Here is a 13,638-nt window from a genome sequence, read left to right as displayed (position 1 = left end):
CTGGGTGTGGATCGTCGACAGAGGTCATTCCTTGATGATGTGCCAGACGTCTTTGAAGTTGTCGCCAGCGCGGTCGCCGGGCTTCTGGTCGGCCTGGTAGGTGTAGACCGGCTTGCCCTTGTAGGCCCACTGGCGCGAGCCGTCGTCGCGAACGACGATCGTGTACGAACCGGCGGGCTGGTCGCTGGCGGCGGCCATCGCGGGCGGCCACAGCGTCGCGCAGGGGCCGTTGCAGGCGCTCTTGCCACTGCTGGCCATGTCCTTATCGAAGGTGTAGAGCGTCATGCCCTTGGCGTCGACGAGCACGCCGTTGGCGAGCTTGGCCGGCACGTCGGCCGCCATGGCGCTCGTCGGCGGCGCCGCGAAGGAAGCCGTGGCGATGAGCATCGCGGCCAAGGTGGGGAGATGTTTCATGGGGGCGTCCTGGGTAGAGTGCTGATGGGCTGAGCGGGTGGCTCAGTAAGCCGCAGCCACTGCCAGCTTGGGGTCGATCTGCCAGGTTTCGCTGACGATCTTGCCTTCGCGGTAGGTCAGCACGTAACGCACCTTGATGGGCATCTTGCCTTCGAAGACGACGTTGGCCGAGACGGTGGCGCCCTTGGGGTTGGCCGACTCTTCGATTGAGCCGATGGTGAGTTTCAGCGGGCCGACGGCCTTGCCGAACTTTTCCCAGGTGCCGCGGATGGCGTCGGTGGTGGCGTAGGTGCCGTCCAGCGGGCCGCCGACCCAGTTCAGCTGGGCCTGGTCGGCGTAGCCGCGCATCACGATCTGCGTGTCGCCCGAAGCGATGGCCTGGAAGTGCGTGCGGGCGTCGTCGGAAGGGGCGGCGAAGGCGCTGCCGGCGGCAAGGGTCAGGGCGGTAGCGGCGAAGGTGAAAGTGCGGGCGAGGCTCTTGAACATGGTGGGCTCCGTTGAGGGTTTGATGTGAACTGAGGGGTGATCGGTGGTCGATGAAGGGTCTGTGAGGTCCCGACACAAGGGCAGACGGAACCTGTGTGCGGTCTATTCCGATCCACGCAAAAAATCCTTCACCCCTTCACCGCTGCCGCCATCCCGGGGCGCGGCACGCCGCCCGTGGATGTTCAGCGGCCACTGGAATAAAGCACCGCGGGGCAGCGTTCCACCGCTTGCGCAAGCTTTGAAAGTGCTTGGCCTTGCGCCATGGCCGGGGCGCCTGTGTCGATGGGCTCCACACCCTCCAGCGAGGGCGGATGCGGCCGGTGCCGCGACCGACGTTTCCAGGTGCATTGAGCGCGGAGTCACGCTGATCAGCGGACGCCGGCTCAGGCGCTTCATCCTGGGCCGTGGGCCGGCGATTCAGTACGCTGCCACCGCCTGCGGTGCGGCCAACGTGGCGACGATGCGCTGCCCGGCGCGCTCGACCTTGGAGATGCTCAGGTCCTCGTTCAGCACGTAGGCTGTCTGGCCGTCGCGCGTGAAGACGATGGCCTGGCGCGGCTGCTTGAAGCCGGCGATGGTGGCGACCACCTTCAACGTGGCGACGTCGATCACCGACACCGTGTTGTCGGCCAGGTTGCCCGAGTAGACGAAGCGGCCGTCCGGCGTGAGCGCGGCGCCGTAGGGGTCGCGCCCCACCGGCACGGTGCCGGTGACGCGGCGTGCGCCGATGTCCACCACCGCGATGTCGTTGCTGCCGCTGTTGGCCGCGAACAGGGTCTTGCCGTCGGCGGTGACCGAGATGGCGCGAATCTTGTTGAAGCCCGTAATCTCGCCCTCGATCTTGTCGGTCTGCGTGTCGACGATGGTGACCTTGTCGCCCAGGAAGTTGGTGACGTAGAGCTTGGTGCCATCCGGGCTCAGGCGCACGCCCTGGCGCGGCTGCGCAAAGCCGGTGATCACGGCCTTGGCCTGCCCGCTGGCGGTGTCCAGACGCGTCACCGTGCTGCTGGCCTGGTTGTTGACATACAGCGAACTGCCGTCCTTGCTGAGCGCGGTGCCGAAGGCGCCGGGGCCGGCGGCCAGTGTCGACGCGGTGGCGAGCGGCTTGAGCGTGGCCGTGTCCAGGCGCGTCACCGTGCCCAGGCTGCTGTCGGAGACATAGAAGCTCTTGCCATCGGGCGCGAAGACGATGTTGCGCGGCGTGACGTAGCCGCGCAGCACACCGCGCACGGCGCCGGTGACCAGGTCGTAAACGATGAGATCGGGCCGTTCGCTGTAGGACACGACGGCGGTGGACTCGTCGGGGCTCAGTGCCAGCGAGTTGTTGCGGATCTGGCCGTCGAAGGTGACGCGGGCCGGGGCGGCTTCGGCGGCGCCTGCAGGCAGGCTGGCCACCACGAGGACGAAGCTGCTGCACAAGGCAAGCGCGGTGGTGCGGAAGAAGGTATGCATGGGATGTCTTTCGTGAAGGGATGAAAAGGGAAACAGGCTTGCTCTGGTGGACGTTGAATGCCGGCTGCGTATTCCGTTGGGCCGTGAGTTCGAGGCTTCAGCCCAGCAGGGCCGGCACCCAGCGGTTGATCAAAGCACCGCCGACGATCAGCCAGCCGAACAGGATCAGCGCCAGCAGCAGCGGCTTGGCACCGGCCGTGCGGATAGCGCCGAGGTGTGTGGCCAGGCCAAGCGCGGCCATGGCCATGGCCAGCAGTGCGGTGTCGATCTCAGTCGTCACCGCCACCACCGAGGCCGGCAGCCACTGCAGCGAGTTGAACAACACCACCGCGACGAAGCCGAAGGCAAACCAGGGCACGGCGAGCTTGCCTTTGGCCTGGTCGATTGCGGCTGACGTGTTGGCGTGGCGTTTTTCGTCGCGCGCCAGCCAGGCCGACAGCATCACCAGGAAGGGTGCGAGCATCATGACCCGCACCATCTTCGCGATAACGGCCGAGTTGGCTGCGTCCGGGCCCACCGAGCGCGCCGCGGCCACCACCTGGGCCACCTCGTGAATGGTTGAGCCGGCGTAGATGCCGAAGCCGTTGGCGCCGCCCGGAATCAGCGCCCAGTGCTGGTTCAGTTCGAACAGCGCCGGGTACAGGAAGATCGCCAAGGTGCCGAACACCACCACCGTGGCCACGGCCACCGTCACCTGCTCGGCGCGCGCCTTGACCACTGGCTCGGCAGCCATCACCGCGGCGGCGCCGCAGATGGAGCTGCCGGCGCCGATCAGCATCGCCGTCTTGCGATCCAGGCCCAACCAACGCGTGCCGATGAAGCAGGCCAGCGCGAAGGTCGAGCCCAGCACCAATGCGTCGATGGCGACGCCGGCGATGCCGACATGGCCGATGTCCTGCACCGTCAGCCGCAGCCCGTACAGCACCACGCCCAGGCGCAGCAGGTTCTGCTTGGAGACGTTGACGCCGGCACCGCTGGCAGCAGCCAGGCGCGGGACCAGCGGATAGACCGTATTGCCGACGATCATTCCCAACACGATGGCCAGCGTCAGCGCGCTGAAGCCGTGATCCTGCAGCCAGCCGATGCGGCCCAGCGCCACGCCAGCAGCGGCCAGCGCGCCGCTCAGGGCCAGGCCGGGAAGCAGGCGGGGCCAGGCGCGCGGCGTTGCGGCTGCAGACTCGGTGGTGCGTCGAAGTGCGGTGGTGTTCATGCAGGTATTCAGGCAAGAGGAGGAAACCAAGGCGAGTCTCGGACTTGGCCTGCGATCGGTCCAACGGGTTATCTGCGTAAGATCAACCGATCCGATCGCTAAAGAAAGGCAACCCCGATGGACGTACTGCGGCTCACGTTGCGCCAGCTGCAGATCTTCGTGGCGGTGGCCCGCAGCGGCAGCACCACGGCGGCCAGCGCCGAGATCGCGCTCTCGCAATCGGCCACCAGTTCGGCGGTCAATGAACTGGAGCGCTTGTTGTCACTGCGCCTGTTCGACCGCGCCGGCAAGCGCCTGCTGCTGAACGACAGTGGTCGGGCCTTGTTGCCACGGGCACTGGCTTTGCTGGACGGTGCGGCCGGCATCGAGCAGATGTCGCGCGACGGCAGCGCGCAGGCGCAGTCTCTGCGCATCGGCGCCAGCACGACGATCGGCAACTATGTGCTGCCCAGGCTGCTCGCCGGCTTCATGGGGGCGCAGCAGCCCGGCAGCGCCACCGCCTGGCGATCGAAAGTCGTGATCGGAAACACGGCGGCCATCTGCGATGCCGTGGCCGCCTTCGAACTCGACGTGGGGCTGATCGAGGGTCCCTGTCACCAGCCAGCGCTGGTGGTCACGCCATGGCTACTGGACGAGATGGTGGTCGTGGCTGCACCCGACAGTGCGCTGGCACGCTCGAGCGCGGCAGGCGAGCGTGTACCCCTGCGCACCCTGCGTGAGGCGGTTTGGCTGGTTCGCGAATCGGGCTCGGGCACGCGGGAGGCCACAGACCAGAGCCTGCTGCCCCATCTGAGCTCTTACAGGCGCAGCATCGAGCTGGGCAGTTCGGAAGCCATCCAGCGTGCCGCGCAGGAAGGGCTGGGTGTCGCTTGCCTGTCCACCTGGGTCGTGAACGACGCGCTGGAGGCCGGGCGCCTGTGCCGCATCGCTACGACCTTACCGCGGCAACTTCGGCAATGTCATCTGGTCGTTCATTGCCAGAAACAGTCAACGCCCGCTTTGCTGGCGTTCATCGCCCGGGCATCTGCAACTGCCGAGGCTACCCGCTGATGTACGGCCCACTTGAAATGTAGAGCGTCGGGCCTTCGGAACACGCGGTTACTCATCACCAAGGGCCGACGTGCGCTTTGCCAACCTGCCCTGATCGAGGCAGTGACTCGATAAGCCGCTCCTGGAAAGTGAAGCCCGGGCAGCATGTCAGGACAGACCGCTTTCGGGCGCACCACCCACCGACTGCTTGTGGCCGAGTCCGGGTACTTGTGTAGGGCCGCTGTGTAGACACTCATCGCCACGTCGCTGGCCCACTCCAGCAGCACAACTGCCGTGGTCGCCGGGGTCCGGCGACCAGCGCTCTCGCATAGACGTTCCAGTCTGCCTTCGCCACCTCGCGTGTTTCACCCAGGATGGGTTTCGCCGGTCCCCGGTGGATCAGCGGCGGCGACAACCGGCCCGACACAGCCCGCGTGCAGCAGGCGTTCCCACTCGGCCAGGGTCAGATCGAGCTCGCGGCCACCCAGGCGCACGCGGAACACCAGCGATCGCCGCTCGACGTGGTGAACGCCAGCAGGAATGCGCAGCGGCACCCCAGCCGCCGTGGTTGCTTCGCAGTCAGTGAAGGCATAGCGCTCGACGGTCATGGACAGTGCGGAGCCGGTCTGCTGGAGGTCTTGATCCACCCACTATACGAACCGACTGCCGACCTGCACGCCCTGCAAGCGGGCGGCGACGCATTCCGGGCCATCGACGTGGAGGACTCGGATTCAACTGCCCTCCCAAGCGTTGGCCGAGCCGGTCGCTTGGGCGGGCATTGCCACGAAGAGACCTCGGACCTGTTGCCGACCGAGGGACCCCGTCCCATACTGACCCGGCTTCCTGCGGACATCGCGTCTGCTCAGCCTTCATGGTGGCTACTGTCGCCCTGAAGTCCGGCCCAGCTGGCGTCGTAGTCGTTACCTGCCTTGTGTCCTGTCCGGCACCTCCGTGTGCCGGGCCGATTCAGATCCATCCGGATCCGAAACCAGGAGCCGGCCATGACCCCGTGTCGTGGCCCCTCCTCGCATGCGCCGACCACGACCTCTGCGTCGTGACGCGCCCTGCGCTCACCAGCCCGGCCTGATTTCGATCAGAAGCCTGGCATGACGCACGCAGCCCCCAGCACGGTTCAGTGAGTGAGCTTCCAGCCCCGTGTTGGCAGTACACGAGTGCACCTCGTATAGCACCTGTGCCATATGCCAGTGTCATGTTCAGGCATGACTCATCGTCATCGCCTTGACGATACTGCGCAAGAGATGTGACCCGGCACCGTTCGACGTGCTCAAGTACCCCCCAAGTGACGGGCTTGCACTCAGCCTTGCTTGCCAACGTGCTTCACTCAGTGCAGTTGCTCGAAAATCCCCGCGTTCCGCTGAGGAGCGCACAATCTCTGACGTTCTGGCAGTTCCGATAGTGTTTGTCAGACCCATGGCAATGCCGGAACGCTGACCAGCCCCCTATACAAGAGCCTTCGCAATCGCACCGACTGTCTTCAGCGCCGCCTCGAACTTGCCGTCGTCGGGGTGACCGAAGTTGATGCGGACGTGGTGTTCGTAGCGGTGGTCTGCTGAAAAAAGATGCCCGGGAGCGAGGCTGATGTCGTGAGACAGCGCAAGGCGGTGAAGCTCAAGGGCGTCGACCGACTTCGGCAGTTCCACCCACACGAAGTAGCCGCCTTCGGGTTGAGTCACCCGGGTTCCTGCAGGGAAACACTTGGCGATGCCACGAAGCGCGACATGCCGCTGCTTCGCCAGCTTCGCGCGCAGTTGACGCAGGTGCCTGTCGTAGCCGCCATGCTGAAGGTATTCGTTCAGACCCTCCTGTGAGGGCAGCGGCGCCGCGAGCGAGCTCATCAGCTTGCGTCTGGCGACGTCCTGTGTGAAGCGACCGGCAGCTGTCCACCCAACTCGGTACCCCGGCGCCAAGGTCTTTGAAAACGAGCTGCAGTGCATAACCAGCCCATCGCGGTCCCATGCCTTCGCCGGCTTGGGCTTCTGGCTGCCGAAGTAGAGCTCACCATAGACGTCGTCTTCGATGAGAGGGACCTGATGCTTGGCCAGCAACTCCACCAGGTTTTGCTTGGCGCTGTCGGGCATCAGGCTCCCTAGCGGGTTCTGGAAGTTGGGCATGAACCAGCACGCCTTGACCGGGTGCCGCTCGAGAACTGACGCAAGCGCGTTGACGTCTACGCCGGTGCGGGGATGAGTCGCAACTTCGACAGCTCGAAGCCCGCGCCGCTCCAGCGCCTGCAGCGCTGCATAGAAGGTCGGCGATTCGACGGCGACGAGGTCTCCCGGCTTCGTAACCGCTTCCAAGCAGAGGTTCAAAGCCTCCATCGCACCGTTGGTGATGACCAGCTCTTCCGTGTCGACCCCGCAGCTCATTGCCAGGTACCGAAGACCAATCTGCCGCCGTAGAGCGGCGCTACCTGGTGAGAGGTCTTCGACTGTTCGCCACGGGTCAAGACGGCGCAGCGCTTTACCGAGCGAAAGCGCGAGCTTCGGCAATGGGAACAGGGTCGGGCTCGGGAACGCAGACCCCAGCGGCGCCATCGTTCTGTTCTTGGCATGTCCAAGGACCTGAAACACCAACTCGGAGACCTCGACTTGGCGCCCGTCCGCGTGCGGCGCCGAAGCGTCGGGCTCCGCCTGCTTCGTCGCGGCATGGCTCACGAAGTAGCCCGAACGAGGCCTCGCCTCAATGAGCCCGCGGGCTTCGAGCAGGTAGTACGCCTCAAAGACAGTCGACGGGCTGACGCCGTGACTGCGGCTCGCCTCACGAACCGACTGCACCCGGTCACCAGGTCGAAGCTGACCGCTGGCGATGGACTCCGCCATCTTGTGTGCAAGAGCTTCGTAGCGCTTCATACCAGTGCAGTTGTCGGAGAGTCGGAATGCATCTGATATGGGCCTATCGGCTTGGTTGACTACTGTACTGCAATGCTGCCACCTACTGGGCAAATCACCCTGTGACGAGCATCTGCTACGCACTTTTTTCACGGAACTGAGCCTAGGATTTTCCCGGCTGGTTTGGCACAGTTCATTGCGGAAAGAGAGGTGCTGCTGCTATGGGAACGTTGAGCTACATCCAGATGGTGCTGTGGAGCTTCTTCGGCATTCGCCGTCGGGCGGCTGCGGGTGAGGAGCTGGCGAAGGTCAAACCGCTGGTCCTGGTTGCCGTCGCGCTGGTACTGGCTGCGGTTTTCGGTCTTACGCTGTGGACGCTCGCGAACGTTGCCGTCCACTTGCTTGGCAATTAGGAGCCCGGATTGCCCCACAACGGGGTTACGCCTGCGTAGTGCCAACATGAACGTCTCTCGGACTCTCACCGCCGCCGCCCTTGGGCTCATCGCCTTCGGCGCCTATTCGCAAACAGCTGCCCCGCAGGCGGCCTCGGCGGCTGCAACCGTGCAAAACAGCATGGCCCAGCGAATGCAGGCGTGCGTGATGTGCCACGGCAAGGAAGGCCGAGCGACAAACGCGGGCTACTTTCCGCGCATCGCCGGGAAGCCGCAGGGGTACCTGTTCAATCAGCTGAAGAATTTCCGCGAGGGACGTCGCCGCAACCAGGCGATGAACCACCTGATGCAGCACATGTCGGACGACTACCTGCAGGACATCGCCAAGTACTTTGCCGAGTTGAACCTCCCCTACCCTGCGGTACAAGCGCACGGCCTGACGGCCCAACAAGTCCAGCTTGCCGAGCAGCTAGTCTTCAAGGGCGCGCCCGAGCGGAACGTGCCTGCTTGTGTGTCATGCCACGGCTCGAGCATGGCTGGACGGCAGCCTGCGATGCCAGGGCTCCTGACACTGCCTGCGGACTACCTCATTGGGCAGCTCGGGGCCTGGCGCACAGGTTCTCGCAAGGCCATCGCGCCTGACTGCATGGCAGAGGTGGCCAAGCGGCTGACGCCAGAAGAGGTCGGCGCGGTGTCACGTTGGCTCTCGGCCCAAACGCTGCCCACAGACACCAAGCCTCAGGCCGGCTCCGGCGAGCCGCTTCCAATTCGCTGCGGGAGCGGCGAATGACGAACGCGAACAAGCAACGGTCTTGGCTCCGCCCGCTGCTCGCCGGCCTCTTGGGCCTTGTCGTCCTGCTGACTGCCCTGGTAGCCTGGTTGAATGTGCGAGGTGAGGCGCCTGTAGAGCCGGGGCCTGCCAACGTGCCGGCGTCGGCCTCGGTGATAGAGCGCGGCGCCTACCTTGCTCGCGCGGGCAATTGCATCGGATGCCACACGACGACCGGCGGTGCAGCGTTTGCTGGCGGCCGTGGTGTCGATACCCCGTTCGGCGTCGTCGTCGCGCCCAACATCACGTCGGATGTCAAGACCGGAATCGGCAGTTGGTCGGCAAGCGAGTTCTGGCGGGCGATGCACCACGGTCGGTCCAAGGACGGTCGGCTCCTGTACCCGGCATTCCCGTATCCCAGCTTCACCTACGTCACACGCGAAGACTCCGACGCGCTCTACGCGTTCCTGAAGTCAACGCCTGCCGTGGAACGGCCGAACCAGCCTCACCGTCTGGGCTTCCCGTACAACACCCAGGCAGCGCTTGCGGTCTGGCGAGCGCTGTACTTCCGCGCCGGCGCGTTTGAGCCGCAGGCGGAGCAACCTGCGGAATGGAACCGCGGGAGGTACCTCGTTCAAGGGCTCGGCCATTGCGCGGCTTGCCACTCGGGCCGGAACTTCCTCGGTGGAACGAGCCTGAATGCCCAATTCGCCGGAGGGCTGATGCCCGACGCCACGTGGTACGCACCTTCTTTGGCCACCCCGAGGGAAGCTGGCGTTCAAACGTGGCAGCGCGATGAGGTGGTGAAGCTGTTGAAGGACGGCGTCGTGTCTCACGCCTCCGTCTCGGGACCCATGGCAGAGGTCGTCTTCACCAGCACGCAGTATCTGAGCGGCGCGGACCTTGACGCAATGGCTCGCTACCTCGCGTCCATCCCCCTGCGAGACAACGAGCCGCGCGAGGTGAAGCGGGCAGAGGGTGATGTCTTTGCCAGAGGCGGGAAGCTGTATGACCAGCACTGCGCCTCGTGCCACGGGGACAAAGGCCAAGGCGTAGCCGGCATCTATCCGGCCCTCGCCGGGAATCGAGCCGTGACCCTGTCCTCACACAACAACTTGGTGCAGGTCATTCGACAGGGTGGCTTCATGCCGACGACAGCGGGCAACCCTGAGCCCTTTGGCATGCCGCCATTCGGCCAAGTGCTGAACAACGACGAAATCGCGGCGGTGAGCACGTTCATTCGCCAGTCATGGGGCAACTCTGCTGCTCCCGTGTCCTCCTTGGATGTACTTCATGTCAAGTGAACTTCCTGCTCCGACGACCGCCACCCTGCGTCGCCAGCTGGGCAAGGAGGGTCTGTTCAGGCTGGGAGTGCCACGTTCGCTTGGGGGCCACGGTGGCACCAAGGAGGATGTGATTCGCGCGGTCGCGGCGGTAGCCAAGAGGCACCCGAAGAGTGGCGTTCTGTTGGCGTCACAGCGGTTGCTCATCGAGGCTCTCCTGCAGGCAGAGAACATTGGCGTCATGGAGTACCAGTTGCCGGACCTGCTCGAAGGTCACATCGGTGGAAACTGTGCAGCATCCTGGCCGAGTGAATCTGCCGTCTCGTTGGCCGACGCCCGGGACACTGGGCGCGGTTGGCGGATGTCCGGCCGCTTCGCAGCGCTTCCGAACCTGGACCGCGACTGGTTCGTAGTCTCAGTGCCAGTGGCCTTTGGCACTGGAACGCCTTATGCGTTGGTGCTGCTCAAGAGCGAAGAAGATGGTATCGTCCAGCGCGATGATGCATCGCAGGGGTGCTCGGGCGTCGCACTTGAACTGCGGAACGTCTTCTTGCGTGAAGACGAAATCCTGTTCTCGGACGGAAAGAGTGCTGTTGAACGACTGACGGTTTTGTCCGAGTCGATGAAGGCTGCACTTGTCGCGGGCGCTCTGCGCCGAGTCGTGAACGACGGCGAGAGCAATGGCCTCGTGTCCACTATTGACAGCCACCTTGGAGCCGCTGGCCGTGCTGTGACGCAAGACCGACTCGACCGTGGGCCCAGAGTTGCCTTGGAGGCGCTCCTGGCCGGCTTGCAAGGCGCAAGCGCCTGTGTGCCGTCAACGGGGATGGCGGTGGCATAGCAGCGTGCCTTACGGAGAAACACAATGGACGTCGACGCCCTCCTTCTTGCACGCATCCAGTTTGCGTTCACGATATCGTTCCACATCATCTTCCCAGCGCTGACCATCGGCCTGGCGAGCTACCTCGCGGTTCTGGAAGGGTTGTGGCTCAAGACGAAACGCCAGGTCTACTTGGACCTGTACCACTTCTGGGTCAAGGCGTTTGCGGTCGCGTTCGGGATGGGTGTCGTCTCCGGCCTTGTGATGGCCTACCAGTTCGGCACCAACTGGAGTGGCTTCTCGAAGTTTGCCGGCGGCGTCACCGGCCCCTTGCTTGCCTATGAGGTGCTGACTGCTTTCTTCCTGGAGGCTGGATTCCTCGGCGTAATGCTCTTCGGCCTGCAGCGGGTAGGCCCGGGTCTTCACTTTCTGTCCACCGTCATGGTGGCCGTTGGGACGCTCATCTCAGCCACGTGGATTCTTGCGTCGAACAGCTGGATGCAAACACCTCAAGGCCACGAAATCATCGACGGGCGCGTCGTACCCGTGGATTGGCTGGCCGTCATCTTCAATCCATCCTTCCCATATCGTTTGGCCCACATGGTGGTCGCAGCGTTCTTGTCGACAGCGCTGGTTGTAGGCGCTAGTGCGGCTTGGCACCTTTTAAGAGGCCGAGACAACGCGCCGGTGCGCACGATGTTGGCGATGGCGATGGGGATGGTGCTTGTCACTGCTCCAATCCAGGCATTCATTGGTGACCTGCACGGACTGAACACGCTCGAACACCAGCCAGCCAAACTTGCGGCTATCGAGGGCCACTGGGAGAACAAGCCGGGTGAAGCGGTGCCGCTCATCCTGTTCGGCTGGCCCGACATGGAGAGCGAGACGACTCGCTTCGCCCTCGAGGTGCCGAAGCTCGGCAGCCTCCTGCTGACGCACTCCTGGGACGGACAGTTTCCGGGGCTGAAGGAATTCCCGCGCGAAGACCGACCTCCATCCGCAGTTGTCTTCTGGAGCTTCCGCGTCATGGTCGGCCTAGGACTGTTGATGATTCTTCTCGGCGTCTCGGCGTTGATAGCGCATCTTCGCAAGAGGCTTTTCACGTCGAAGCCCCTGTTGCGGTACGCGTTGGCGATGGGCCCCGCGGGGCTCGTGGCCATCCTGGCCGGTTGGATTACGACGGAGGTCGGTCGGCAGCCCTGGGTGGTCTACGGCGTGATGCGCACCGCTGATGCAGTCTCTGCTCACAGCTTGGACCAGGTCGCCCTGACGCTTGCAATCTTCGTGGTTGTCTACTTCCTTGTGTTCGGTGCGGGTACGGTCTATCTGTTGCGCATCATCGGCAAGGGTCCTCTGACCGGTGAGAGCGCCCACCCAGTTGACGGGGGTCCGGGCGAGATGCGGCAGCCGATGCGACCACTGTCGGGAGCGCCGGAGCGCCTTGACGTCGAACCGGCAACTCCATCAGGAGGGCACTGAAATGGGCATCGACCTGCCTCTCATCTGGGCCATCATCATCCTCTTCGGGGTGATGATGTACGTGGTCATGGACGGCTTCGACCTCGGCATCGGCATCCTCTTCACCGCGGTCGATGGCAAGGAAGACCGCGACGTGATGATGAACACCGTCGCGCCGGTTTGGGACGGGAACGAAACGTGGCTCGTGCTCGGAGGCGCCGGCCTGCTGGTGGCGTTCCCCGTTGCATACGCCGTGGTGCTGAGCGCCTTCTATCTGCCGCTCATCCTCATGCTCGTTGGTCTCATTTTCCGTGGCGTGGCTTTCGAGTTCCGCTTCAAGGTGCCCGCTGGCAAGCGCCGGGTTTGGGACAAGTCCTTCGCCGGCGGGTCGCTCCTGGCGACGTTCTTCCAAGGTGTCACCCTCGGCGCTTTCCTTGATGGCATTCCCATGAAGGACGGTGCGTACGCTGGGGGCCCACTCGACTGGCTGACGCCGTTCTCGGTATTCGTCGGTATCTCGCTGGTGTTCACCTACGCGTTGCTCGGAAGCACTTGGCTGGTGATGAAGACCGAGGGCCCGTTGCAGGGCCGCATGCGTCGAGCTTCTCGCCGACTGTCTTGGGTGTTGTTGGGGGTCATCGCCATCATCAGCCTATGGACGCCGTTGGCGCATCCAGCCATCTCTGAGCGTTGGTTCTCCCTGCCGAACATCTTCTGGTTCGCACCGGTTCCCCTCCTGGTAGCTGGTGCGATGTGGTGGCTGAGACGCGCCCTGGCTGATGAAACAAGTCATGCCATGCCGTTCGTCCTGACCCTCGCCCTGGTATTCCTCGGCTACAGCGGCCTTGGCATCAGTCTGTGGCCCAACGTCATCCCGCCGTCGACCTCCATTTGGGACGCGGCCGGCCCTCCTCAAAGCTTGGGTTTCGCTCTTGTTGGGGCCTTGCTCATCATTCCTCTCATCCTGATGTACACCGCTTGGGGGTACTGGGTGTTCCGTGGCAAGGTGAGGCACGGCGAGGGCTACCACTGATGCAAGCGCCTTGGACAGCGCCGCGACGACCGAACTGGCTTGTTCGGATTGCTTGGCTTGTTGGTATCTGGGCCTGCAGCGTCGGCGCCCTTGTGTTGGCTGCGTGGCTCATGAGAATGGCAATGCATGCGGGTGGCTTGGTCGCCTAGCGAAGCAGCACCTTGTTTTGTAGGAGGTCAGGGCTGACCGCGCGGGTATGCGCTCGTCCGGCCGAAACGGCATGAGCTGTTCGGAGGACCGTCGCGCATGGCATGCGGCCTACACCTAGGCATCGGTTGCGCTCACCGCCTCGCAAGCATGCGGCCAAGGCGGCGCAGTAGACGGTTGCGCGGCCGCCGTCTGCGGCGCTTCGCAGGAGAACAATCGGGGAGCCTGAGTCATCGGCCAAGGTCATCATTGCTTCGCGGACCAAAGCACAGCTGTACTGAGCATAAGGGTGTCCG

At 64.2% G+C, this 13,638-nt stretch carries 14 protein-coding genes; 8 read left to right on the top strand and 6 right to left on the bottom strand.

Annotated elements, in window-relative coordinates; translation table 11 throughout:
* Positions 1-24: 24 nt before the first annotated feature.
* The 4 genes from H8R02_RS23790 to H8R02_RS23775 all read right to left on the bottom strand — a co-directional run bounded on the left by H8R02_RS23790 (position 25) and on the right by H8R02_RS23775 (position 3,562).
* Positions 25-387 (bottom strand): COG4315 family predicted lipoprotein, encoded by a 363-nt coding sequence (locus tag H8R02_RS23790; protein ID WP_054018144.1) that lies wholly within the window; start codon positions 385-387, stop codon positions 25-27.
* 69 nt (positions 388-456) lie between these two features.
* On the bottom strand, positions 457-900 hold the full coding sequence (locus H8R02_RS23785) for a nuclear transport factor 2 family protein (RefSeq protein WP_054018145.1): 444 nt from the start codon (positions 898-900) through the stop codon (positions 457-459).
* Between the two features lie 417 nt (positions 901-1,317).
* On the bottom strand, positions 1,318-2,352 hold the full coding sequence (locus H8R02_RS23780) for a beta-propeller fold lactonase family protein (RefSeq protein ID WP_187083998.1): 1,035 nt from the start codon (positions 2,350-2,352) through the stop codon (positions 1,318-1,320).
* Between the two features lie 97 nt (positions 2,353-2,449).
* Positions 2,450-3,562 carry a YeiH family protein gene (locus H8R02_RS23775; protein ID WP_187083997.1) on the bottom strand — a complete coding sequence of 371 codons (1,113 nt, stop codon included), beginning with the start codon at positions 3,560-3,562 and terminating at the stop codon, positions 2,450-2,452.
* 117 nt (positions 3,563-3,679) lie between these two features.
* Here H8R02_RS23775 and H8R02_RS23770 point away from each other — a divergent pair, with 117 nt between their 5' ends.
* Positions 3,680-4,612: a LysR family transcriptional regulator gene (locus tag H8R02_RS23770; protein WP_187083996.1), complete on the top strand. Its 933-nt coding sequence runs from the start codon at positions 3,680-3,682 to the stop codon at positions 4,610-4,612.
* A 344-nt stretch (positions 4,613-4,956) separates the two neighbouring features.
* On the opposite strand, the gene H8R02_RS23765 is transcribed toward H8R02_RS23770, so the two are convergent.
* Together H8R02_RS23765 and H8R02_RS23760 are read right to left on the bottom strand one after the other, a co-directional pair.
* Positions 4,957-5,238, bottom strand: a complete 282-nt coding sequence (locus tag H8R02_RS23765) for a hypothetical protein (protein ID WP_187083995.1) — start codon at positions 5,236-5,238, stop codon at positions 4,957-4,959.
* 813 nt (positions 5,239-6,051) lie between these two features.
* Positions 6,052-7,461 (bottom strand): aminotransferase-like domain-containing protein, encoded by a 1,410-nt coding sequence (locus tag H8R02_RS23760; RefSeq protein ID WP_187083994.1) that lies wholly within the window; start codon positions 7,459-7,461, stop codon positions 6,052-6,054.
* Positions 7,462-7,661: 200 nt separating this feature from the next.
* On the opposite strand from H8R02_RS23760, the gene H8R02_RS23755 reads away from it, so the two are divergent.
* The 7 genes from H8R02_RS23755 to H8R02_RS23725 are packed head-to-tail and all read left to right on the top strand — an operon-like array spanning position 7,662 to position 13,344.
* Positions 7,662-7,853 carry a DUF2970 domain-containing protein gene (locus tag H8R02_RS23755; RefSeq protein WP_187083993.1) on the top strand — a complete coding sequence of 64 codons (192 nt, stop codon included), beginning with the start codon at positions 7,662-7,664 and terminating at the stop codon, positions 7,851-7,853.
* Between the two features lie 46 nt (positions 7,854-7,899).
* Positions 7,900-8,622: a c-type cytochrome gene (locus tag H8R02_RS23750; RefSeq protein WP_187083992.1), complete on the top strand. Its 723-nt coding sequence runs from the start codon at positions 7,900-7,902 to the stop codon at positions 8,620-8,622.
* On the top strand, positions 8,619-9,905 hold the full coding sequence (locus H8R02_RS23745; protein WP_187083991.1) for a c-type cytochrome: 1,287 nt from the start codon (positions 8,619-8,621) through the stop codon (positions 9,903-9,905). Before H8R02_RS23750 ends, H8R02_RS23745 begins: the two co-directional genes overlap by 4 nt.
* A complete protein-coding gene (locus tag H8R02_RS23740) occupies positions 9,895-10,725 on the top strand; it encodes an acyl-CoA dehydrogenase family protein (RefSeq protein ID WP_187083990.1) in 831 nt (276 codons plus the stop codon). The genes H8R02_RS23745 and H8R02_RS23740 overlap by 11 nt, the downstream gene beginning before the upstream one ends.
* Positions 10,726-10,749: 24 nt before the next feature.
* A complete protein-coding gene (locus H8R02_RS23735) occupies positions 10,750-12,183 on the top strand; it encodes a cytochrome ubiquinol oxidase subunit I (RefSeq protein WP_187083989.1) in 1,434 nt (477 codons plus the stop codon).
* 1 nt (position 12,184) lies between these two features.
* On the top strand, positions 12,185-13,195 hold the full coding sequence (gene cydB, locus H8R02_RS23730; RefSeq protein WP_187083988.1) for a cytochrome d ubiquinol oxidase subunit II: 1,011 nt from the start codon (positions 12,185-12,187) through the stop codon (positions 13,193-13,195).
* Positions 13,195-13,344 (top strand): DUF2474 domain-containing protein, encoded by a 150-nt coding sequence (locus tag H8R02_RS23725; RefSeq protein WP_187083987.1) that lies wholly within the window; start codon positions 13,195-13,197, stop codon positions 13,342-13,344. The genes cydB and H8R02_RS23725 overlap by 1 nt, the downstream gene beginning before the upstream one ends.
* The last annotated feature ends 294 nt before the right edge of the window (positions 13,345-13,638 follow it).

This window comes from Ramlibacter albus, from assembly GCF_014297445.1.
Classification (GTDB): Bacteria; Pseudomonadota; Gammaproteobacteria; order Burkholderiales; family Burkholderiaceae_C; genus Ramlibacter; species Ramlibacter albus.
Note: the sequence above shows the minus strand (reverse complement) of the source record. Positions and strands in the feature narration are given on the sequence as shown.

Excerpts from the sequence above, each read along its gene's own strand:
- H8R02_RS23780 (WP_187083998.1), bottom strand. The coding sequence starts at position 2,352 with ATGCATACCTTCTTCCGCACCACCGCGCTTGCCTTGTGCAGCAGCTTC.
- H8R02_RS23750 (WP_187083992.1), top strand. The coding sequence starts at position 7,900 with ATGAACGTCTCTCGGACTCTCACCGCCGCCGCCCTTGGGCTCATCGCC.
- H8R02_RS23740 (WP_187083990.1), top strand. The coding sequence starts at position 9,895 with ATGTCAAGTGAACTTCCTGCTCCGACGACCGCCACCCTGCGTCGCCAG.
- H8R02_RS23785 (WP_054018145.1), bottom strand. The coding sequence starts at position 900 with ATGTTCAAGAGCCTCGCCCGCACTTTCACCTTCGCCGCTACCGCCCTG.
- H8R02_RS23770 (WP_187083996.1), top strand. The coding sequence starts at position 3,680 with ATGGACGTACTGCGGCTCACGTTGCGCCAGCTGCAGATCTTCGTGGCG.
- H8R02_RS23725 (WP_187083987.1), top strand. The coding sequence starts at position 13,195 with ATGCAAGCGCCTTGGACAGCGCCGCGACGACCGAACTGGCTTGTTCGG.
- H8R02_RS23735 (WP_187083989.1), top strand. The coding sequence starts at position 10,750 with ATGGACGTCGACGCCCTCCTTCTTGCACGCATCCAGTTTGCGTTCACG.
- H8R02_RS23790 (WP_054018144.1), bottom strand. The coding sequence starts at position 387 with ATGCTCATCGCCACGGCTTCCTTCGCGGCGCCGCCGACGAGCGCCATG.
- H8R02_RS23775 (WP_187083997.1), bottom strand. The coding sequence starts at position 3,562 with ATGAACACCACCGCACTTCGACGCACCACCGAGTCTGCAGCCGCAACG.
- cydB (WP_187083988.1), top strand. The coding sequence starts at position 12,185 with ATGGGCATCGACCTGCCTCTCATCTGGGCCATCATCATCCTCTTCGGG.
- H8R02_RS23755 (WP_187083993.1), top strand. The coding sequence starts at position 7,662 with ATGGGAACGTTGAGCTACATCCAGATGGTGCTGTGGAGCTTCTTCGGC.
- H8R02_RS23745 (WP_187083991.1), top strand. The coding sequence starts at position 8,619 with ATGACGAACGCGAACAAGCAACGGTCTTGGCTCCGCCCGCTGCTCGCC.
- H8R02_RS23760 (WP_187083994.1), bottom strand. The coding sequence starts at position 7,461 with ATGAAGCGCTACGAAGCTCTTGCACACAAGATGGCGGAGTCCATCGCC.